This is a genomic window from Bacillus sp. OTU530, assembly GCF_038440375.1.
Window position 1 is genome coordinate 161,256 of sequence record NZ_JASATP010000008.1, and the last position, 21,106, is coordinate 182,361.

Here is a 21,106-nt window from a genome sequence, read left to right on the forward strand (position 1 = left end):
AAAGATACGGGCCTAGTTGCTCTTATACTATATTCCTAAAATTTCTTAAAGTGCAAAAAAGCAATTTCCTTTGTGAGGGAATTGCTTTTTTTTCTAAGCGTGAAGATGAAAAAAGCAGCCCAAGAACTGCGCTTAGCTCTGTTGCTTCATCGCATTATCTTGTATTCTGCTAAAAAACAGTGCTGCAATAGCCCCTATGAGTGCTAGTGTCATATCCCATTGGGTATCCCACACATCTCCTTGTGTACCAAGAAATGCTTCAGCCGCCGTCCCAGTCAGCCTAGCAACCAAAAATTCCAACAATTCATAAAAAGCGCTGAATGCTAAGCAAACCGAAACAACAAGCACGGCCAACCAACCGTGTTTCGTAACACCGACATGCCTCCGCAGTATTTCTCTTGCCATTAATGCTGGTACGAACCCTTGGGCAAAATGCCCCAGACGGTCATAATAGTTCCGATCTAAGCCCCACTCATGTTGTATCCAGTTGAATAACGGTACCTCTGCATATGTATAATGTCCGCCAATCATTAAAATAAGCATATGCAGCCATATGAACGTATACGTCATGCTTGTAAACTGAAATGAGCGGTAGGTTCCTATCAGAACAAGTATCAAAAGAATACCTGGTAGTACCTCCAAAAACCATGTGAAATAATCATGCGGACGAATGGCTGAAAGTGCCAAGCAAATAAAAAACACAACTAGCAATATACTAACATAGGTTTGTTTTGACAAAGTTACACCCCCTTAATAGTTAATCTTCAATCCTAATACACTACAGTTTTGCCCTTCCCGTTCATTAGAGAACAATTTTATAAATTAACGCATCAAAGAACCCTTATTTTACCCGATCTTTCTCAACAGATACAAAAATTAATATATATCACTCTCCTTCATAAGCTAAAAATAAAATACTATGCAATCTGTGCTATACTCTTGCATCTCTTTATGACTCTAAAAACCCGGAAAATATTATTCATCCACGAAAAGCTCAGCAACTAATACATTTCTATATATACAAAAGGTAAATGAGCGCTATTCATATGTATTAACGAAAATACGTCGAATGGGCCTCCTGCTAGAAATTTATACTTTCTTAAAGTGCAAGAAAAAGCCCCTAATGAAAATTAGAGGCTGCACATCCTATTCTTAAAGCTCCAATCCATTAAAAATCCATATCCCGCAGTCCAGGGCTATGCTCGTTTGGCATCTCAGGAAGCTCGGGAACTGGGAAGCCCTTTGGTGGTTCTGTTACCGATAACATTCCTCCATTTCTGCTTGGAGTCTGCCCTTGAAAAATCTCTCCGATTTTCGTTTCATCCAATCTAAAGTTAAACTGTGCATTATGGAAGCCCATTTCTACGTACTTTCTGCATTCTGGATATTTATTGATATCATAGTTCGGAACAGGAAAAAGCTTCGCCCATTCAACACCTAATGTTTCTAGTGCTTTGGCAAAGGCATTTTGATGCGCATTGTCGCGCACGATAAGAAACCCGAGCGTTTCACGAAGCGTTTGGTTTGAGCTCATTTCGTAAATTCTTGTTTTTTGCAGAACGCCAGTAGACTCCAGAATAAGATTATTCATCAGATCAGCAATTAAGTTGCCATGATTGTATACCCATGACCCGTTCCATGGGTTTCCGCCCGCATCTACGGGAAGGGAACTTTGTGCCCCCACAATATAGTGATGCGGGTTAGCATGCTTAATTGCTTCGTCAAGAGGAGCACCGTCCACACCACCAGCTCCTACTTCAGAAGAAGCACCAGAATCATTCAGTAGTTGATTGATTGTACTTTGCACAAGCTCCACATGGCTAATTTCTTCTAGGAACACTCCACGAATTAAGTCACGATATGCCTTTTTCTTTCCTCTAAAGTTAGAGCTTTGAAAAAAGTATTGCATCATCGTCCGCATTTCCCCGAATTGTCCGCCGAGCGTCTCTTGCAATACTTTAGCAGCTGCCGGATCTGGCTTGTCCGGTTTAATTATATTAATCAGCTCTTCCTTATAATAGTACATAAGCATGCCTCGCCTTCATAGGTATAGATTACCTTGTTTATACTTTACAGGACTTGAAAACTTATTCATTAATAACTTATTATCATTAATTCTAAATAAAACATAATCCCGAATATACTGTTACTTCACTCTTTGTTCCATGTGTAACTCTTCCTGTTATTGACAATCGCAATTCTTTTACATATAATGCGTACAGCATGGAACTGCGGAGGATTTATATGAAATTAACTTTAGATGATTATATTAGTATCTTCATTCATCAAACAGACTTAGCCCTTACAAGCTGTGTAAAGGATCGGCTTGCTCCTTTTAATATTGCTCCTGAACAAAATCTGATTATGATGCTTCTTTGGGAGCAAGATGGATTAACTCAAAATGAGCTTGCTGAAAAATTAGATAAGGATAAGACAAATATTGCCCGCATGGTTGCTAATCTTGAGGAAAAGGGCTTTATTCGGCGAGTCGTAAATCAGCACGATCGCCGCTCGTTAGAAGTATACCTGACCGAAAAGGGAACAGAGCTTGGCAGTTCTGTTATTCCAATTGCGGAGGAATTTCACAATCTTATTTGTAATGGAATTACAGATGAAGAGTTAAAAGAACTCAGAAGAATTTTGACTAAAATGCGCGCGAATGTAACATGACCTTCAGCGCATTGTGAGGAATTTTAGTTGCTGTAACAACTAATCCCATGATACAATCAATCCCATAAGCTCAGCTTTATTTATTAGTTGCTATAACAACTAATAAATTAGAGGAATAATAGGAGGAAACATAATGACAAACGTACTATTTGTAAAAGCAAACTCTCGCCCGGCAGAACAAGCTGTCAGCGTTCAACTGTATGATGCATTCCTTGCAAGCTATAAAGAAGCACATCCACAGGATGAAGTAGTAGAACTTGATCTATTTGCAGAAAACCTTCCGTACTACGATACAGATAAAATCAACGGTATGTTTAAGCTTGGCAGAGGTCTTGAGTTAACGGCCGAAGAACAAGCAGCAGCAAATCTTGTCAACAAATACTTAAATCAATTCTTAGCAGCTGACAAGGTTGTATTTGCATTCCCGCTTTGGAACTTTACGGTTCCTGCTGTACTGCATACTTATCTTGATTATCTCAGCCAAGCAGGGAAAACTTTCAGCTATACAGCTGAAGGTCCGGTTGGTCTCTTAACTAATAAAAAAGTCGCTCTTTTAAATGCAAGAGGCGGTGTGTACTCTGAAGGTCCTGCAGCAGCAGTAGAAATGTCTGTAAAATACGTGCAAACAATTTTGGGCTTCTGGGGCGTACAAGATATCACAACTGTTATTGTTGAAGGCCACAATCAGTTCCCGGACAAAGCAAAGGAAATTATTACAGAAGGAATCCAAAAGGCTGTAACAGTTGCAGCAGCATTTTAAGCTTAAAGGCTCTAAAAAAATCCCTCTTGGCTTCTGATGAAGCCAAGAGGGATTTTTTTACGTTGCAGATAATCATATACTTTAGCTAATAAGCATAATCGCCGCAGCAGTGATTGGTGTAAGAACCATCGCGCTCTTTAGCAAACCTTGTGGAGCATAGTTCGTAAACCTCGCTCCGATATAGGATCCTATCATCGTTCCAATCAATACTTGCAACAGCAGGACCACATCTAGGTATCCCTCGGCATAATAGCCAATCCCGCCAGCAAATGCAATCGGCAAAATAACCAGCATCGTCGTTCCTACGGATTGCTTAATTGAGAGCCCTAGCACAGTGAGGAGTCCAATCTGAATAAATGGAGCCGAGCCAATTCCAAAAGTGCCCGCTAATATTCCTGATATGATTCCTACTAATACTGCTTTTGGAAAAATCCATGGAACATTTGCAAGCTCAGTTTTTCGATTCTCAAATCTTTTCTGTACGATAAATAATCGAATTAAAAGAACAACAGCAGATAGAAATAACATTCCTGCTGTGAGCCAATGTAAGGAATGCACCGGAATCCATCCGGCTGTCTGAGAGCCGAAATAAGAGCCAATAGCTCCAAATATCCCAGTAAGTAAACCGGTTTTAAGCGAAATATTCCCTTGTCGAAAATGACTATAAGCTCCCGACAGCGTCGTAAAGGCCATTGCTGCCAGCGAGGTTCCTAAAGCAGTATGAATGGGAACTCCAAATAGAACAGTTAAGAGCGCAATAATAAAACCAGCTCCTCCCGCTCCGACAAATCCTAATAAAATCCCCATCGCAAACATTGTTAACGCAATTGCCAACTGTATTCCCTCCAGTGCAAGAATCGATAAAGTATCTCCTGCTAAATTATTTTCTATTTTTCTTACCTAGATAAATATTATCTTTTGCTATTTTCTCAAACAATTGATATCCCTTCAACTATTTGCACACAAAAAGCCCGGAGTGATTTTTCTAATCACCCAAGGCTTTTCTTTCTATATGACCTTTCATGAAATGCATAAGCCGTTCACACTGTTTCGTTCATCATGTATTAGTGCTGCACACACTTGGAAACATGTGCTACTCCCGCCGCAATTGCTGCTTTTGCTACTGCCTCCGCAACGGCTGGAACAACACGTGCATCAAGCGGGTTAGGAATCACATAGTTCGGGCTTAGCTCTTCACCCGAAATAATATTGGCAATCGCATAAGCAGCCGCCAGCTTCATTTCTTCTGTCACATCCGTTGCGCGTACATCAAGAGCGCCTCGGAAAATTCCCGGAAATGCGAGCACATTATTTACCTGGTTTGGATAATCCGAACGTCCTGTTCCCACTACCTTCGCTCCAGCCGCTAACGCTTCCTCAGGGAAAATTTCCGGTGTTGGATTTGCCATCGCTAGTACAATCGCATCCTGATTCATCGTTCGCACCAATTCTCCCGTTAATGCGCCTGGTCCGGAAACACCGATGAATACATCCGCACCGCTAATGATGTCTGGTAATGTCCCTTGAATCTTATCTCTATTTGTAAGCTTCGCTATCTCTTCTTGTGCAGGATTCATCCATGCTTCCCCTTCACATACAACACCTTCTAGACTAACAAGTGAAATATGCTGTACACCTGCCTTAAGGAGGAGCTTCGCGATAGCGATTCCGGCAGAGCCCGCTCCGTTAATAACGAGCTTGATCGTCGCGATGTCCTTTTTTACAACCCGAAGCGCATTTAAGAGTGCAGATAATACTACAATGGCCGTCCCATGCTGATCATCGTGAAAGACAGGAATGTCCAGCTCCTTACGCAGACGCTCCTCAATTTCAAAACAACGTGGCGCTGCGATATCTTCAAGGTTGATGCCGCCAAATGTTGGCTCTAGCGCTTTTACAACCTTAACAATCTCATCTACATCCTTCGTTGCTAGACAAAGTGGAAATGCATCTACACCCGCAAACTTTTTAAATAAAGCACATTTTCCTTCCATAACTGGCATTGCCGCCATTGGACCAATGTCCCCTAATCCAAGTACAGCTGTTCCATCCGTTACAACTGCCACCATATTCCCCCGTGCGGTTTGCTCATAAACAGCTTCGCTATTTTCCGCAATGTCCTTACATGACTCTGCTACCCCTGGCGTATAAGCGAGACTCAAATCATACGCAGAGTTTAGCTCTACCTTGCTTACAATCTCAATCTTCCCAACTAAATCTTTATGAAGCTGCAGGGCTTGTTCTTCTATCTTTCCCATTATCCTCTCTCCTCTTCCGATCCTGCGAAAGACCGTCCTTGTTGTCTTATCTGTCTTGGTGTAATTAACTTAACAACTGCAGTAATAAAGTAGCTAATACAATCGTTCCCGCTCCACCAAGTCGAGTAGAAACCTGTGCGAACGGCATTAATTCCATTCTGTTTGACGCTGACAAAATGGCTACATCACCTGTGCCACCTAAACCGCTATGGCAGCCAGTAACAATTGCCGCATCAACTGGATACATATTCATAAGCTTTCCAACGAGATATCCACTGCTGATCATCGCAACCACGACCGATGCACAAATAACAACATAAGCTGGTGTTACAACATCTACAACCTTATCAAGCGGAATATACAGCAAGCCTAATCCGACCATAAGCGGCCATGTTAAGTTTTTCGATACAAATTGATACAAATGGTAAGCTCCCTGTTCCATCTTCGCTGGCATAATGTTGGTATATTTAACTGCTGCTGCCGTAAAAATCATAATAATAGCTCCCGAAACTCCAACAAATTTATGTGCCAGATTTCCAAAAACGAAGAAGCTGCAAGCAATCAGCAAACCTGCTCCCATCAAGGAGAAATCAACTGGCTTGTCTATACTTTTTGCTTCTTGAATATCTCGATCTGCATTTGTTTTGACTAATACACCATTTCCAGTAAGCTCTGGCTTTTTCTCACCTAATTTTTTCATTAAAGCGGCGCCGATAATCGCAACCACATTGCCAATCACCGCAGCCGGAATCATGTGAGATACAAAATGCTCAGCTGGCTGATTTAAAATTTCAGAATAACCGATGGAAAGCGGTAAAATCCCTTCTCCAATTCCCCCGCCAATAATGGGAACAACGATAAAGAAAAGCGTTTCCTTTGCTTCATATCCAAAGAGAAGACCTACTCCCACTCCAGCAACGGCTGCCGCAATCGTACCGACAATAAGTGGAACAAACATCCTCATAAAGCCTTGTATAAGCACTTTACGGTTCATCCCAAGTATACTCCCTGCTACTAAGCAAGAAATATAGAGATATAAAAAGTTTGACGTTTTCATTAAAGACGTAACCGCTGCCATGGAAGCCGGATTCATCCAATTAAAAAATAGCATAATAGATGGAACAAATAATGACAAAATCGCTGGTCCGCCAATATCTTTAAGCACTGGAATTCTCATTCCAACATGTCCTAGAAAAATTCCCATAATCATAATTACTGCAAAGCCGCCGATCATGTCAGCAGGAAGCTGATTATACACAGATGCCGCATAAATAACAGCCGCTAGAACGATATATAGCGGTAATGGGATTACACCTATTTTCGTATTAACAATTTTTGAAAACATAGTTTCTTTTGACTCTGAATTCGTAAGCGTTTGCAGTTTTTTTACTGATTGCATACTGTATACCTCCTTTTTCATATTCACAGCTTAACCTTTTTACAAACGCTTTCATAGTTTTTGTAATTTTTCTCAAGAGTTTTGTAATTAAAATAAGTAAACGACCCATGTAGGCCGCTTACAAAAATTGCTTGATCACGCTCTCATTTTCTTCATCATACTGATACTGATAAACAGGTCTGCCAATTGTACCGTAATGAACCTTTACCCCAAGAAAATGTATATCACTCAAAAATTTCAAATATTTTCTAACGGATACCCTTGAAATGCCTGCACGCTCGGAAATATCCTCTGTAGAAAACGGTGATCTGCCCATGCTTTGCACTGCTTCTGCAATTACTTGAAGGGTACCCCTTGTTAATCCCTTGGGCAGCTCTTCTGTAATAGCCTTCGCTTCCTTCTGAAGAATTTGCCGATCAAGCTCCGTTTGACTCAAGGTATGCTGATTTTTCATAAAGGCAAACTTTTCACGATAGGCGGATAATGCCTCATTAAATCGTTCAAACTCAAACGGCTTAATTAAATAATCGACCGCTCCATACCGCAGCGCAGTTTGAATTCGTTCCATATCCGAGGCAGCTGTAATGAAAATAACATCCGTTTTCCGGCCTGTTTCCCGAATATGCCGCAGTAGCTCCAGTCCCGTTTTCCCTGGCATAAAAATGTCCATCAGCATTAAATCGACCACTTCTTCCTCAAGTACACGCAACGCTTTATTTACAGAAGCAGCGATAGAAACAAGCTGAAATCCCCCCACCTGCTCCAAATAACGTTTATTAAATTCCGCAACCATTGGATCGTCCTCTACAATCAGTACTCGTATCACCTTGCACCATCCTTTCCATCATATGGTATATAAACAACAAATCTCGTTCCTTCTGATGGCTTTGAGGAAACCTCTATCTCTCCACCAAGCCTGTCCAAGCTTTGCATCACTAAAAATAGACCGAAGCCCCGGTCTTCTCCCTTTGTGGAAAAGCCTTTTTCAAACATCGTGTGCTGTGTTTCTTTATCGATACCAGCCCCTGTATCACGTACCTCAACAGTTAAAATATCATCACCATAATCAAAATGCACGTCAATTCTCTTAATAAGAGAGCTTGATACCGCATCTAATGCATTCTCAATTAAATTTCCCAATATCGTAATCAACTCGTGAGATGTTTGAGAATGGAGCGGCTCCGGCACTTCTCGTTCGCTTGAGACGAACAGCTCGGCGCCTGCTTCACGCGTATAACTCAGCTTGCCAATTAAAAATCCAGCAAGCACAGGATCTTTCATATATCTCGAGATTGCTCCAATCTCATTGTTACGATGCTGTACGAGCTCACTTATATACTGCGTCAACTGATCATAATAGCCCATATGCGCCATCCCTAAAATAACATGCAGCTTATTCATAAACTCATGGGACTGCGCTCGCAGCGCCTCAGCGTACGAGCGTACACCTGTTAGTTGTTCAGCAAGCTGCTGCACTTCTGTTTTATCACGAAGCGTCGAAACAGCCCCAACGATTCTGTCCTGCAGCATGACAGGAACACGATTGGCAACTACCGTAATTCCATTTAACTCCATCTCCTCATCCAGTTCCTCTTGTCCGGTTTCCAATACCCGTCCAAGCTTCGAGTTTGGCAAATACTCTTCCATTTTCATGCCAAGCGGCTCCTTTGCAAGGCCGGCCTTTTGCAGCAAACGAAGTGCTGCTTTATTAATAAGTGTAATCCGGGACTCCTGATCAACAGCGATAATTCCTTCCCTTACGGACTGTAGAATAGCTCCCCGCTCCTGCAGCAGCTTCGCAATCTCAAAGGGCTCCAGCCCAAACAAAATACTCTTAATATACCTTGCTAACAGAATGGCACCAAGCAGACCAGCTACTACACCGAACAATGTACCCATGTATATATCTTCACGAGCTTGACCAACAGCCTTGTGCACATTATTTAAAGAAATGCCAACTGCTGCTACCCCAAGCTGCTTGCCATTATGATCGAAAATAGGTATGAAGGAGCGAAGCGAAATACCTAATGTCCCCTTTGAGATTGAAACATGTTCCTTTCCTTTAAGTGCAAGATACTCGTCACCGCCAACAAAGCGCTTTCCAATCTTGGCCGGATCGGGATGTGATTTGCGAATCCCGTTCATATCCATTACAACAATAAATTGTACATTCGTCAGTCCTCGTATCTCCTCTGTAAATCCTTGGATATCACCATTTCCCTTTTCCAAAGCATCTATCACAATGTCCGAATGTGCTACCACACGTGCCACATTCGTTGCTTTTTCCCGTTGGCTTTTCTCAATAGAATCAGCAATTGTTTTACTAATACGTGCATCCGTTACAAGCAGGCAGACTGCTACAACGCAGCAAACAAGCACGGTTATAGTCGCCTGCAATCCCCACTTTTGTTTCTTCACACGCTTCACTCCCCCTTCAACACATAAAAAAGTTAAACTAACTGTGCAAAGCTCCGTTTCAATCTAAAATGTAAGGTATGTAAATATACTGTATTCCTAAAATTCCCCGCTACGTCGAATTTTCTTCCAGCTAGAAATTTATTCTTTCTTAAAGTACAAAAAAAGATGACCCTTCCAATTAGGTCACCTTACAAACATAGATAAAACATTTCTACTACTGTTACGCTACAATGTTTCTTCAAAACTTTTCCCTCGAACTGAAGGATATAACCTTGCTTTCTCTTTCCAAGTAATCCATCTTGCTTCCACTAGCTGTGAGCCCCATAATACAAGAAGCAGACCGCTTAGCGAACAAAGGACTGAGACAGGAAGAACCCAAAATGAAGGGGTTTTTGAGAAAAAAGGAATCAATGAAACTGCTACAACTGGAGCAGCGTGTATCTTTAAGATACGCAATAGAGCAATCGCAATCAGGCAAGTAATTAAAAATGTTATAATACCTGCGCTTAACATATGAAGCCTACTGCCACATGTTACGCCAATCACAGCAGCAAGAATCGTTTTAAGAGACTCCGCTTTGCTCATGCTTCGGCTGACAAAAAAGTAGCTAAAAGCGCCTAATGTTGGATAAAATAGTACATTATCTACAGAGATATGAGAAGATGCCCAATACACAAATGTAAGATACAAACAAATCGTAAACAGCCGAACCACCACGAACAATTTCCCTCCAATATGTTCAAACTTTCGTTATAATAACTATAGCTATAGTAATAAAAATTCGCTTATTTCGTCAAGCTAATTTAGGAAATAGTTACTGGTCTGAGGATGTCTTTCCAGTACTTCCATCTGGAAACGTCTGCTTTCTTACAGTGCAAACAGAAAACAAGCCCTTGCAGCATTCGGCGTTTACCCCCTGTTTGTTTTACATAATGTGCACCCTCCATTACAGCTATTTAGTTGACCAACACCTCGGACATCAAATACTAGTTCACAAATAATACTCTACTAATTTGGCCAAGCGCTCCTTTAGCTTTTCTTGCAGCGGCAAATTATTAACATAAGAGGAATGAATCTGCTTCGAACGTTGAAAATCTTCATGAACCTTTTTGTTTAATACCTGCTTGATAAAAGCAGTATCATATATATAACAGTTGAGTTCTTTATTTAGGTGTATGGAACGCGAGTCTAGGTTGGCACTCCCTACCATCGCTACCCTTTCATCAATGACCAATACCTTGCCATGAAGAATCCCATCCCGATACCCATAAACATGCATACCATGTTTTAAGGCTTTCCGAATATAAGGATAGGCGGCCTGCTTAACAAGAGGAGCGTCTGATTCCGGAGACCACAAAATGTTTATCTCTACCCCTCTTTTTTCAGCATCAATTAACGCATGCCAAATAACTTTGTTATTTGGTATAAAATACGGTGATAAAATAGTGATCGACTTTTGCGCCTGATGAAACAAATTCGCATAGTCATATGCCAAATCCTTTCCGCTGTATGCCTTAAACCGAAGCGCAGTTGTTCCTTTTTCAGTGGAAGTATGGGTTTTCCACACTGTTTCTCGGTCGTTCTTTACCCAATCCAGCTCAAACTCCTGTTCTAGGTCCTGTACGCCTTCCCCTTGAATGCGAAGATGATAATCTCTCCAACTTCCCAGCTTTTTGTTTTTTCCTAAATATTTTTTTCCAATATTAAATCCACCTGCATAACCTATCGTGCCATCAATAACTGAAATCCGCTTATGATTCCGGTGTTCTAAAGAAGAAAAGAAATATGGAAAATCAAGCTTATTGTAATAAGTAAAATGAACTCCTGCTTTTAGCAAAGCTTGTTTATCCTGTTCTTTTAATAAAACGCCCCCTAGCCTGTCTACAGCGTAATAAACCTCGACCCCTTCTTTACTTTTTTTCTTTAAAAGCTCCTCAAAACGATGACTAACCGCATCATCAGCAATAGAGAAAAAGCTGATATGTATATATTGCTTCGCATTCGCTATATCATCTAATAAGCGGTCATAAAACTCTTGTCCATCTGTGTATAAGGTTACATCGCTTTTACGAATCGGATATTGGACAGACTCCTGATCGAACACCTTCGCTCTCACCGCCAAGGTTCGATCCGCCTTATCCCAAACAAGTGAAACAAAACATAGACCAATAAATCCAAATAGAAGTATACGAAGGATTTTCCGTAATTTTTTCACGTATGTATCTCCCTTACACTTTTTTCCTTGATTAGCTTTTGTTATTATAGAAAAACTATCCTCCCCTTTTAATCATGTATTTATTTATTCATTTTCTTTAATACGAATTTTTGATCAGGTCTTTCATGCGGGATGCTTTATTGCTAAAATTTCCGGCTACGTCGAAGCCACTTCCATATGGAAATTTATACTTTCCTACAGTGGAATGAAAAGGACAGTCCCATTTCGAGGACTGCCCCTTTCGCTGTGTATTTTAATCTATACGTCCATGCCTGCTTTAACACCATATCTGCTTAAAGAGCGTTGGCATATAAAGTGAATGATGCTCCGATCTTTTTAAGTATGTAAAACAGACCGGTTGTGCCAATCGGCCTGTTCCCACCTACACATTCATATCTCTTTTATTAAAGGAAACATATGTGGCCAGCAGTAGGAGAGCAATCTCCACAACCGACAACGTGACAAAAACTGAATCTAACCCCCGAGAAGCTAATATTTGCTTTGCTGTATAATATTGAAAGGGTGTTAAATACTTGAGAACTTCTATCTTGCTGTTGATATCAATCATTAGAGATAAAATAAGCATAGCCAAAAGAATGAATATGCCAATTGAAACAGCAGTCTTCGGATGCTTATGGATTGCTGCAATTCCCGCCCCTAATGCTCCAAAGATCAGCTGCAGGAAAAACATCCCTATCATCAAAACGATAATATCATGTGTCTGTGTTGCTCCCTTACTGTAATAGCTAACCATTTGAATAGATGTAAGCATTGTGATTCCATTTAACACTACTAGATTGACACATGCCGCCATCAGCTTTGCGGTTACAATTCCAGATCTGGAAATCGGCTTTGCCAATAGGAATTCTGCTGTTTTATCACGTTCTTCCTTTACAATGATCGTAGCACCTAGCGTTAAAGCATGAATGCCCGCCATCAGAACTAAATATAAAAACAAGAGACCATAGTAGCCAAGAGCTTTTGATAGATCAAAAGCTCCCATCCCCATAATCGTTTGCAATGATTTTGGCATTTGCGAGACAAGCTCGTTCATAGACTGACCGGATGCAGAGATAGCTTCATATTTATTCATTCCACCGGCTACCATCACAATCATGCTTATACTCCAGATAATTAAGGATTTTCGGGTTGCCCTCATCTCTCTCAAAAATACATTCATCGCAAGCCCCTCCTTCATTAAACCGCATGGATATCTTTTTTCAAATAGATAATATAGCTAGTAATCGCAGCTGCCAAAATGAACACAATTTCGACGATGATAAATGATACCTCATAAGCCGAATGCTTGATAATGTAAGCGCTATCGTAGTATTGAAATGGCGTCACATATCGGATTGCCGTTTCACCAAGCACAGAGCCAAACATGCTAATAATAAAAAAGGCAAATACAATACTAAGCGAAAGAGACAGCACGGCTTTGATTTTCGGAGCAAGAACCGAAACCAGCATACCAAGCGTAAGAAACATGAATCCAACAAAAAAGGCGGTAAGCGAAATCATGATGAACGCTGTAAAGTCAAACGATTGCTTTGACACCCTGAACGCCACTGTACTTGCAGCAGCGGTATAAATAACATTCGTGATCAGCAAAGAAACGATTGCGGCCGAAAGCTTAGCTGTTACGATTTGTGCTCTCGTTACAGGCTTTGTTAACAGAAAATCTGCTGTTTTCTCACGCATTTCCTTTGAGAAAATGGAGACTCCAATATTCATAGCCTGGATAGACCCACACAGCAAAACATATCCAAACACATAGGAATAAAATCCAAGCAAGGAAGAAATGCTATCAATCGAAATGCCCAGTGCCTTTCTAACAGATTCCGGATATCCCTCAAGGAGTTTTTTGAAGGCTGCTGCGTCACTTGAAAAGGCCGGAAACATCGATAAAAAGAGGACAATTAACGCAACCAATGATAGTGTCCAAATAATGGTCGATTTTCGATATGCCTTAAGCTCATGCAGAAACATGTTCATAGCCTCAGCTCTCCTTTTCATAATAATGCATAAAAACCTCTTCCAAATCAGGCTCTTCAATCAAAAGATTCGTCAGCTGCAATTCAGCAAGCTTTTTCATGATCACATTAATATTTCCTCGAAATAAAAAGTTCACAATCTGATCTCGAATCTCGATTTTACTTACGCCCGGAAGATTAAAAAACTTATCATTGATAGATTCCTTTGTTTCAAGCTTTATCTTTTTATAGTTATTTTCTTGCAGTGTGCTGATTTTTTCGAGTGCAATCAGCCGACCTTCCTTAATGATTGCCACACGATCACATAATCTCTGAACCTCGCTCAAAATATGAGAAGAAAATAGAATTGTCGTTCCTTTCCTATTTTCTTCCTTTAATACATCAAAGAATTTCTGCTGCATGAGCGGATCTAGGCCACTTGTTGGCTCATCGAGGATAATCAGCTTCGGCTCATGAAGCAAGCCTTGGACGATTCCCACCTTCTTTTTATTTCCAAATGACAAATCATCAATTTTTTTATTTACATCCAAATTCATAATCTCTGCTAATTCATGCATCCGTTTGCTGCAATCCTTTTTATAAAAGCTCGCAGAATACTTTAATAAATCCTTTACCTTCATATTGTCGTAATAAAAAACCTCAGAAGGCAAATAGCCAATTTCCTTTTTGATTTCAGGAGCATATTTTACAGCATCCTTACCAAAAATAGTGACACTGCCGTTCGTTGGATAAATCAGTGATAATAAGGTGCGAATGGTCGTGGACTTTCCTGCCCCGTTCGGTCCAATAAATCCAAAGATTTCCCCTTCCTCTACCACAAAACTTACATCCGTAATGCCTCTTGCATTACCGTACGTTTTCGTTAGATTCTTAACCTCAATCACATTCATCTGTATAGCCCCCCGTTATTTATAGAAGCATTTTACAAAAATCTCAAAGTATTCATTTGCAGCAATAAAGCTTTGTTCATAATCAATTTCATGAGCAGAGGATTGCTTTGCCTTTTGCAGCTCCTCTTCTCCAAATTGTTCAAATGTCCACATAATAATTTTAAAGGTCTTTTGAAGGTCAATATCATCCCGAAACCGAGACGTATCAATCCCCTCAAAGATTTTACTCCTATGAATTTCCGTAAGCTCCTTTTTCTTTTGCTGCAGTTCTGCCTTGACCTCATTCGCATCTTCCATATAAGCGCTTTCAACAAATCGAAAAATATGAGGATATTGATTCAAAAGCTCCATTTTGATTAACACCGCTTGTCGTACTCTTACAAAAAAGTCAGTTTCAGTAAAATTAATTTTCCCAAAAAACTCCTGTACTAGGATATCGATGCAATAATCATACAGCCACACATATAGCTGCTTTTTATTTTGAAAATAATGAAATAACAGTCCCTTTGATATCCCGGCTTCTTTGACAATTTCATTTGTTGAGGACCTTTCATAACCTTTTTGCGCAAATTCCTTGAGAGCCGCATTTATGATCCGGTCCTGCTTTCCCTTTTCTAAATTGAAAAACTTTGAAAACATGCTTGATGCCTACTTTCCTTTTTAAAGTTACCTAATAAATTGACCACATCGGTCAATTCGATTATACCCCTCATTGACTGATGTGGTCAATTTATTTCATACTTTATTTCCCGAAATTTTATTACAAATTATTACAGAAAATAAAGAAACCTCGCCGATTAGTGAGCCCCGCCTTTGGGCGAAGACAGAGGCGTAGTTGCCCTTATACTGTATTCCTAAAATTTCCGAATACGTCGAATTCACTTCTAGCTGGAAATTTATACTTTCTTACAGTGTAAAACACCCCTTCCACAATCATGTGGAAGGGGTGTTAGCGAGTAAGTGGAGGGTAGTTCAAGCAATTCAATCTTGCCGAAACGAAAAGCTTTGCTTAAATTTTTGTGCTGAATCCTTCTGCTCATTTTCCATCATTCTGCTAGGCTCCTCTCTCCAAGTCACCACAATCTCTATCATTTTGGATTTTACAGATACACCAAGGTTCTGATGCTCGAAAAAGTTCTGTGTCTTTGGGATGTCATATGTACCTAGCCGAGATTTTGTTTGAGTCACAGGATCGTCTTGATATACTTCTATGGTGGCATCATAAACGTTTTCACCAATGTTTGTCACGTTCACTTTATATAAATCAGCAACCCCTTTTGGAGGCTGCATACCATCTAAAACGGGCTCCTCAATGGTGACCTTCCAATGATCAGAGGACTGAGATATGGGGAGCGTTTTGGGTGAAAAGGCTTGAGCAGGCAGGGAATGAACGACCATACAAATGAATACACTCGAAACTAAACCTAGAATATGCTTCATTCTCATTTCCTCCGTTTTTACATTCTCCGTTTACTATACCCATTGAATAATTATTTATTCTGAATAAAAAGATGTACTTAGGAAAAGCGGACAAGGCCCAAAATGACAGCGTAGGAGTGGGCCGGAGTCTGCCATTTTGGGCCTTGGGAGCTAGACATCCCCCCGAAAAGTTATACTTTCTTGTAAAGAAACTCGCCGATTGGCGGGCCCTGCTCCCCGGACGAAGACAGAGGCGTAGTTGCACTTATACTTTGTTCCTAAAATTTCTCACTACGTCGAATTGGCTTCCTGCTAGAAATTTATACTTTCTTAAAGTGTAAAAAAAGAGCTGCCTTGGACCACACAAGCAGCTCCTTTCCTATTACTGTTGCTCTGGAGAAGAAATGTCTATTTGACCTTGATCACTGAAAACCGTACTCTTTACCCAGTTATACATTATACATTTTGCTTGTGAGAAATCTCCTATTGTAAAGCAAGCCCCGAAATACTTACTATTTGCGGTATGACTATTATGAACAATAGAACCCTCACTCACATTTAGACTCCCGTTTTGCGTCACACCATTAACGTCTATTCTGCCAACTCTAATATATCCAGCCACGGAGTAAGCCTCCTTCCACGTAATCAGACTTGTACAATAATGTATGCATGTACAAGAAAAGGGTTAACAAATAGAGGCATTTTACTTTTCATAAGAATAGCAGCAACGGTCATTGTACTACCTAAAAGAGGCATACATATAACCGAGGTGCACACATAACGGAGGTGAGATTATGGGAGTTGTCAGTGCTACAGAAGCACATGTTGATCTCTTAGCAAGATTACTAAGAGCAGAAGCTGAAGGAGAAGGCAACACCGGCATGCTGCTTGTTGGAAACGTAGGAATCAACCGCATTCGGGCAAACTGTTCTGACTTTAAAGGGCTTCGTACCATTCCGCAAATGATCTATCAGGAGCATGCATTTGAAGCCGTTCAGCACGGTTACTTCTACCAACGGGCAAGAGAGAGTGAAAAACGCTTAGCCCGGCAAGTCATTAATGGGCAGAAACACTGGCCTGCAAAATTTAGTTTATGGTATTTTCGGCCACCAGGCTCTTGTCCAAGCCAGTGGTATGACCAGCCTCTTGTAGGACGTTTTAAAAAGCATTGCTTTTATGAACCAACAGCTGCAACCTGTCAAAATGTGTATAACACCTATTAGGGAATGGTAAGCAAAAATCAGCAGTAAAACCATGAATCTAATGTTGTTATTTAAAACAAAAAGGGGCTGGTCCTAAATATGCAAGCCTGCCCCTTTAGTATGTTCCTTATCTTACTCGATTGTAAATATTCTTTACAGCTTCATTAATTTCATCCCGCGACATACGCATCGCTTTTTCAGATGTACCATAACCAATTTCATTCTTTCCTTCCTCTAGTCCTTTAAAAATGCCATCAGCAAATTCATCTACAGGAACTCCGAACGTATGTAGGCCTACCCCGCCTAAATCTGTATTTACCGCAGGAGGGGCCACTTCAATCACCTTGACTGATGTACTTGAAAGCTGATAGCGCAAGCTCATGGAAAATGAGTGCAGCGCCGCCTTAGTAGCCGAATAAATGGGCGCAATCGCCATCGGAGTAAATGCCAAACCAGATGTGACATTAATAATGGCCGCATCTTCTTTGTTTGCAAAGTATGGGGCAAACAACATAGCAAGATGAATGGGGGCCTCCACATTTGCGGTAATCTCCTTGCTGAAATAGCTCCAGTCCTCTTTCGCATTCGCTTCTAGTATATTATATCGCTGCTGAATCCCAGCATTATTCACAACTACGTTCAATTCAGGATACTGGCTTGTTACCCATTCGAATAAAGCCACACGTTCAGCTTCAATCGTTACATCACACACACGAGTAATGAGCTCAGGGAACTTTTTTGTTGCTTCTTGCAGCTTTCCTTCCCTTCTTCCGCAGACAATGACCTTGCTTCCCGCTTTGAGAAAACGCTCTGCAAAAGCGAGGCCAATTCCTGATGCGCCACCTGTAATAAGGATTGTATTTCCTGACAGTTTCATCCATATCCCTCTTTTCCATAGTTGATATATGAAGCTATTGTGCACCTCTATATCTTATCCTGGTATATCCCAGTTCCAAACAGCTTAAATAACCAATGTACACAAAATTTGGAGAAAGATTAGGGAGGACAGTCCCCAACCTTCTATGTTCGAACCATAATTATAGTTTTCTAGAATATCCAAGAATAGGACTGTCACCCTGCTCCTTTTACACTAGCTGTTTCAGCAGGTTGCTTTTTCGACTGCGCACGCTTAATATAAAACGACAATCCTAACCCAAGAACCGCAAACGCTTCGCACACAAGAAAAGCAAGATTGATGCCATGGACAAGTGCCTCATTCATTGTTTTCCCTTCCGCATGTGCCGCACCATTCGTCATAATTGTAACGAGGAGAGCCGTTCCAATGGATGCTCCAACCTGACGCATCGTGTTTGTCATCGCCGTTCCATGCGGCAGCAAATGCAGCGGCAGCTCATTTAATCCCGCTGTATTTACGGGCATAAGCAGCATCGAAACACCGGCCATCCGCACCGTATACATCACGCATATGAAAATAAAAGAAGTGTGTGCTGATAAAAGCCACAGCGGGATTGTTGTCACCACCACAATGCTCATTCCGATTGTCGCAAGCGGGCGCGCACCGTATGTATCAAATATCCGCCCAGCAATCGGCGACATAATTCCCATTGCAATCGCACCCGGCAACAGTAACAATCCGGATTCAAACGCGGACGTACCGCGCGTGCTTTGCATATAAATCGGCAGCAGCATTTCGGCCCCAATCGCCGATGAAAAGGCAATGACGTTAATCATCGTCGTTAACTTAAAAATTCCGTATTGAAATACGCGAAACTCAAGCATCGGCTCCTCCAGCCTTAGCTGACGCCATATAAAACAAATTAAGGTTGCGCCGCCAATTATCAAAGACAACTCAACCTCCGCACTTGACCAGCCGCTCGCACCAGCGCTGCTAAACCCATAAAGCACACCACCAAAGCCAAGTGAAGATAGAACAATAGACAGGACATCGATTTTCGGAAATGTTCGTTTTGTCACATTTTTCAAATAAAAAAAGGCAAATACAAGATCAAGAAGCGCAATCGGAAGTACGATAAAAAAGAGGATACGCCAGGAATACTGGTCTACCAACCAACCAGCAAATGTTGGACCGATAGCCGGTGCAAAGGAAATGACGAGACCAACCATCCCCATCGCTGCACCCCGTTTTTCCCGTGGGAAAATTGTTAGAAACACCGTTTGCATGAGCGGCATCATAATACCTGCACCGCACGCCTGCACAATTCTTCCCAGCAATAGCACAGGAAACATGTTCGCTGTTCCAGCGATCAAAGCTCCTATTGAAAATATACTCATTGCTGCAAAAAATAGCTGCCTCGTTGTAAATCTTCGTAGTAAAAACGCAGTAATAGGAATCATGACCCCATTTGTCAGCATAAACCCGGTTGTAATCCACTGCACCGTGCTTGCCGATATATGAAACTCCCGCATAATTGACGGCAAAGCGGTAATAAGCAGCGTTTGATTTAAAATGGTAACAAAGCCGCCCGTAAGAAGCAGCGCAACAATAGGCGCCCGCTTAAACTCTAAAGATGACTCTTCAGATATCCCACTCATTTGTCTTCCCCTCTCTATATTTTCGTCTCTAGCCACGTACACTACATCGGAATCGCAGATGTCTTCTCCTTTCTTTTACGTATCTTCTCTTAAATCGTCCCCATTACAAGGCATAGAAGGATAAATATCACCACTGAACCAGCAGCGGTGCGGCACATCATCGCATAGCGCTGCATGCATGATATTCGCTTCGTTCCCAAACAACGCTAGAAAGCTAATCATCCCGGCAAATGTGACAGCTAGACAAACATGAAGCACAGCCGTAAGAAAACGCTTTCATCCTAATAGCTTCGGTTTACACTGTAAGAAAGTATAAATTTCCAGCTAGAAGTGAATTCGACGTAGTCGGAAATGTTAGGAATACAGTATAAGGGCAACTACGCCTCTGTCTTCGCTCGGGGAGCAGGGCTCGCCAATCAGCGAGTTTTCTTTACTGGAGGGCTGCACGTTGCGAGAGTGCATTGCTGCTTGCGGCGCTAGGACACGAATAAGCAATACAAGCGAAAAAATAGTTAATATAGTGAAGAAAGAAGCAGCAATGAGTGCTCCAAAGCCTTGTTCGTAAAGAAGCCACAACCTGGCCACTGAACCAGTCGACATTGCGAGGGAGGAAGAAAATCCAAAATACCCCATCCCATCCCCTATTCGGTGTACAGGAAGTGTGTAAGAGGCCATCGTCGGAAAAGATTGTACTCGTCAAGTAAAAAACCACACCGTACAAAATACGCAGAAGCAGCTAAAAAAATACACTGCCGCACTAATAATATCCGGCGGATGAAACAGCCATAATACATAAACCAACGATTCATTAGCTTCCAGTTAAAAATTTATACTTACAGTGTAACAAAAAGCGAGAGAACCCAAAAGGTAAATGCTCACCGTTTGCATCCTCCCGCTTGCAGGTAGATAAGGATCATCGCATTATTATGCATAACCATGCGACAAACATTATTGCAATGACCTTTACACATGAACTCGATGAAAAAAGCTTTACAAAAACACTATGGCAAATGTGCACTGAATGCGTTGTCGTTTTCCCTGACGGAATAGCCTTGCTTCCGTGGATGGTTCCGGGCACCGATACAATCGGAGAACAAACAGCAACAAAAATGAAAGAGCACCGCTTAGTCGTTTGGCCGCATCATGGTATTTTCGGTGCTGGCACTTCGATGGACGAAACATTTGGTTTAATTGAAACAGCGGAAAAAGCAGCGCAAATTTATATGCTCATTAGCTCCCATCAAGGCGGCGTGAAACAAGTCATTACAGATCAGCAATTGTCGGATTTGGCAAAGACGTTTGGCGTAACACCATTAGAGGGAGTATTAGCTGTAGAAGAATAGGACAGCAACAAGCCCAATCACTCC

Annotated in this window: 21 protein-coding genes and 1 pseudogene; 4 read left to right on the top strand and 18 right to left on the bottom strand. The window is 41.3% G+C overall.

All coding sequences use genetic code 11. The features are described 5' to 3' along the window. Positions 1 to 132: 132 nt before the first annotated feature. Both AAHB12_RS08685 and AAHB12_RS08690 read right to left on the bottom strand, forming a co-directional pair. On the bottom strand, positions 133 to 738 hold the full coding sequence (locus AAHB12_RS08685) for a DUF2238 domain-containing protein (protein ID WP_342044985.1): 606 nt from the start codon (positions 736 to 738) through the stop codon (positions 133 to 135). 430 nt (positions 739 to 1,168) lie between these two features. Beyond that, complete coding sequence (locus AAHB12_RS08690) at positions 1,169 to 2,026, bottom strand: manganese catalase family protein (RefSeq protein ID WP_342044987.1); 858 nt, start codon at positions 2,024 to 2,026, stop codon at positions 1,169 to 1,171. Between the two features lie 218 nt (positions 2,027 to 2,244). Here AAHB12_RS08690 and AAHB12_RS08695 point away from each other — a divergent pair, with 218 nt between their 5' ends. Then, positions 2,245 to 2,670 (top strand): MarR family winged helix-turn-helix transcriptional regulator, encoded by a 426-nt coding sequence (locus tag AAHB12_RS08695; protein WP_129729906.1) that lies wholly within the window; start codon positions 2,245 to 2,247, stop codon positions 2,668 to 2,670. 133 nt (positions 2,671 to 2,803) lie between these two features. Then, a complete protein-coding gene (locus tag AAHB12_RS08700) occupies positions 2,804 to 3,430 on the top strand; it encodes an FMN-dependent NADH-azoreductase (protein WP_342044989.1) in 627 nt (208 codons plus the stop codon). A gap of 81 nt (positions 3,431 to 3,511) precedes the next feature. Here AAHB12_RS08700 and AAHB12_RS08705 read toward each other — a convergent pair whose 3' ends face one another. From AAHB12_RS08705 to AAHB12_RS08765, 13 genes are all read right to left on the bottom strand, one after another. Further along, positions 3,512 to 4,264, bottom strand: a complete 753-nt coding sequence (locus AAHB12_RS08705) for a sulfite exporter TauE/SafE family protein (protein WP_129729902.1) — start codon at positions 4,262 to 4,264, stop codon at positions 3,512 to 3,514. 230 nt (positions 4,265 to 4,494) lie between these two features. After that, positions 4,495 to 5,688: an NAD(P)-dependent malic enzyme gene (locus tag AAHB12_RS08710; RefSeq protein WP_342044990.1), complete on the bottom strand. Its 1,194-nt coding sequence runs from the start codon at positions 5,686 to 5,688 to the stop codon at positions 4,495 to 4,497. Between the two features lie 64 nt (positions 5,689 to 5,752). Next, a complete protein-coding gene (locus AAHB12_RS08715) occupies positions 5,753 to 7,114 on the bottom strand; it encodes a 2-hydroxycarboxylate transporter family protein (RefSeq protein WP_410776219.1) in 1,362 nt (453 codons plus the stop codon). Between the two features lie 91 nt (positions 7,115 to 7,205). Then, positions 7,206 to 7,913 carry a response regulator gene (locus AAHB12_RS08720; protein WP_342044992.1) on the bottom strand — a complete coding sequence of 236 codons (708 nt, stop codon included), beginning with the start codon at positions 7,911 to 7,913 and terminating at the stop codon, positions 7,206 to 7,208. After that, a complete protein-coding gene (gene dcuS, locus AAHB12_RS08725; RefSeq protein WP_342044993.1) occupies positions 7,910 to 9,505 on the bottom strand; it encodes a DcuS/MalK family sensor histidine kinase in 1,596 nt (531 codons plus the stop codon). Before dcuS ends, AAHB12_RS08720 begins: the two co-directional genes overlap by 4 nt. Before the next feature lie 225 nt (positions 9,506 to 9,730). Continuing rightward, positions 9,731 to 10,222: an HPP family protein gene (locus AAHB12_RS08730; protein WP_129729892.1), complete on the bottom strand. Its 492-nt coding sequence runs from the start codon at positions 10,220 to 10,222 to the stop codon at positions 9,731 to 9,733. Positions 10,223 to 10,496: 274 nt separating this feature from the next. Beyond that, the gene (gene cls / locus AAHB12_RS08735) at positions 10,497 to 11,720 is read right to left on the bottom strand and encodes a cardiolipin synthase (protein WP_342044995.1); all 1,224 of its coding nucleotides are present in this window, start codon (positions 11,718 to 11,720) and stop codon (positions 10,497 to 10,499) included. A gap of 382 nt (positions 11,721 to 12,102) precedes the next feature. Then, positions 12,103 to 12,900 carry an ABC transporter permease subunit gene (locus AAHB12_RS08740; RefSeq protein ID WP_342044996.1) on the bottom strand — a complete coding sequence of 266 codons (798 nt, stop codon included), beginning with the start codon at positions 12,898 to 12,900 and terminating at the stop codon, positions 12,103 to 12,105. 17 nt (positions 12,901 to 12,917) lie between these two features. Continuing rightward, a complete protein-coding gene (locus AAHB12_RS08745) occupies positions 12,918 to 13,715 on the bottom strand; it encodes an ABC transporter permease subunit (protein WP_342044997.1) in 798 nt (265 codons plus the stop codon). 4 nt (positions 13,716 to 13,719) lie between these two features. Then, positions 13,720 to 14,604 (bottom strand): ABC transporter ATP-binding protein, encoded by an 885-nt coding sequence (locus AAHB12_RS08750; protein WP_342044999.1) that lies wholly within the window; start codon positions 14,602 to 14,604, stop codon positions 13,720 to 13,722. Between the two features lie 15 nt (positions 14,605 to 14,619). Next, on the bottom strand, positions 14,620 to 15,243 hold the full coding sequence (locus AAHB12_RS08755) for a TetR/AcrR family transcriptional regulator (RefSeq protein ID WP_129729882.1): 624 nt from the start codon (positions 15,241 to 15,243) through the stop codon (positions 14,620 to 14,622). A gap of 342 nt (positions 15,244 to 15,585) precedes the next feature. Beyond that, the gene (locus AAHB12_RS08760) at positions 15,586 to 16,044 is read right to left on the bottom strand and encodes a hypothetical protein (protein WP_342045000.1); all 459 of its coding nucleotides are present in this window, start codon (positions 16,042 to 16,044) and stop codon (positions 15,586 to 15,588) included. A 361-nt stretch (positions 16,045 to 16,405) separates the two neighbouring features. Beyond that, the gene (locus AAHB12_RS08765) at positions 16,406 to 16,645 is read right to left on the bottom strand and encodes a spore germination protein (RefSeq protein ID WP_129729879.1); all 240 of its coding nucleotides are present in this window, start codon (positions 16,643 to 16,645) and stop codon (positions 16,406 to 16,408) included. Positions 16,646 to 16,817: 172 nt separating this feature from the next. Between AAHB12_RS08765 and AAHB12_RS08770 the strand changes: the two genes are divergently transcribed. After that, positions 16,818 to 17,246: a cell wall hydrolase gene (locus AAHB12_RS08770; RefSeq protein WP_129729877.1), complete on the top strand. Its 429-nt coding sequence runs from the start codon at positions 16,818 to 16,820 to the stop codon at positions 17,244 to 17,246. Positions 17,247 to 17,352: 106 nt separating this feature from the next. Here the strand turns inward: AAHB12_RS08770 and AAHB12_RS08775 are convergent, their stop codons facing one another. The 3 genes from AAHB12_RS08775 to AAHB12_RS08785 form a co-directional block, all read right to left on the bottom strand. Further along, complete coding sequence (locus AAHB12_RS08775; protein ID WP_342045002.1) at positions 17,353 to 18,102, bottom strand: SDR family oxidoreductase; 750 nt, start codon at positions 18,100 to 18,102, stop codon at positions 17,353 to 17,355. A 194-nt stretch (positions 18,103 to 18,296) separates the two neighbouring features. Beyond that, entirely contained in the window at positions 18,297 to 19,739 is a 1,443-nt protein-coding gene (locus AAHB12_RS08780; protein WP_342045003.1) for an MDR family MFS transporter, read from the bottom strand. A gap of 75 nt (positions 19,740 to 19,814) precedes the next feature. After that, the gene (locus AAHB12_RS08785) at positions 19,815 to 19,997 is read right to left on the bottom strand and encodes a hypothetical protein (protein WP_342045005.1); all 183 of its coding nucleotides are present in this window, start codon (positions 19,995 to 19,997) and stop codon (positions 19,815 to 19,817) included. Positions 19,998 to 20,632: 635 nt separating this feature from the next. Between AAHB12_RS08785 and rhaD the strand changes: the two are divergent. Beyond that, positions 20,633 to 21,082: pseudogene (gene rhaD / locus AAHB12_RS08790) on the top strand (rhamnulose-1-phosphate aldolase); the annotation flags it as partial. Positions 21,083 to 21,106 lie beyond the last annotated feature (24 nt).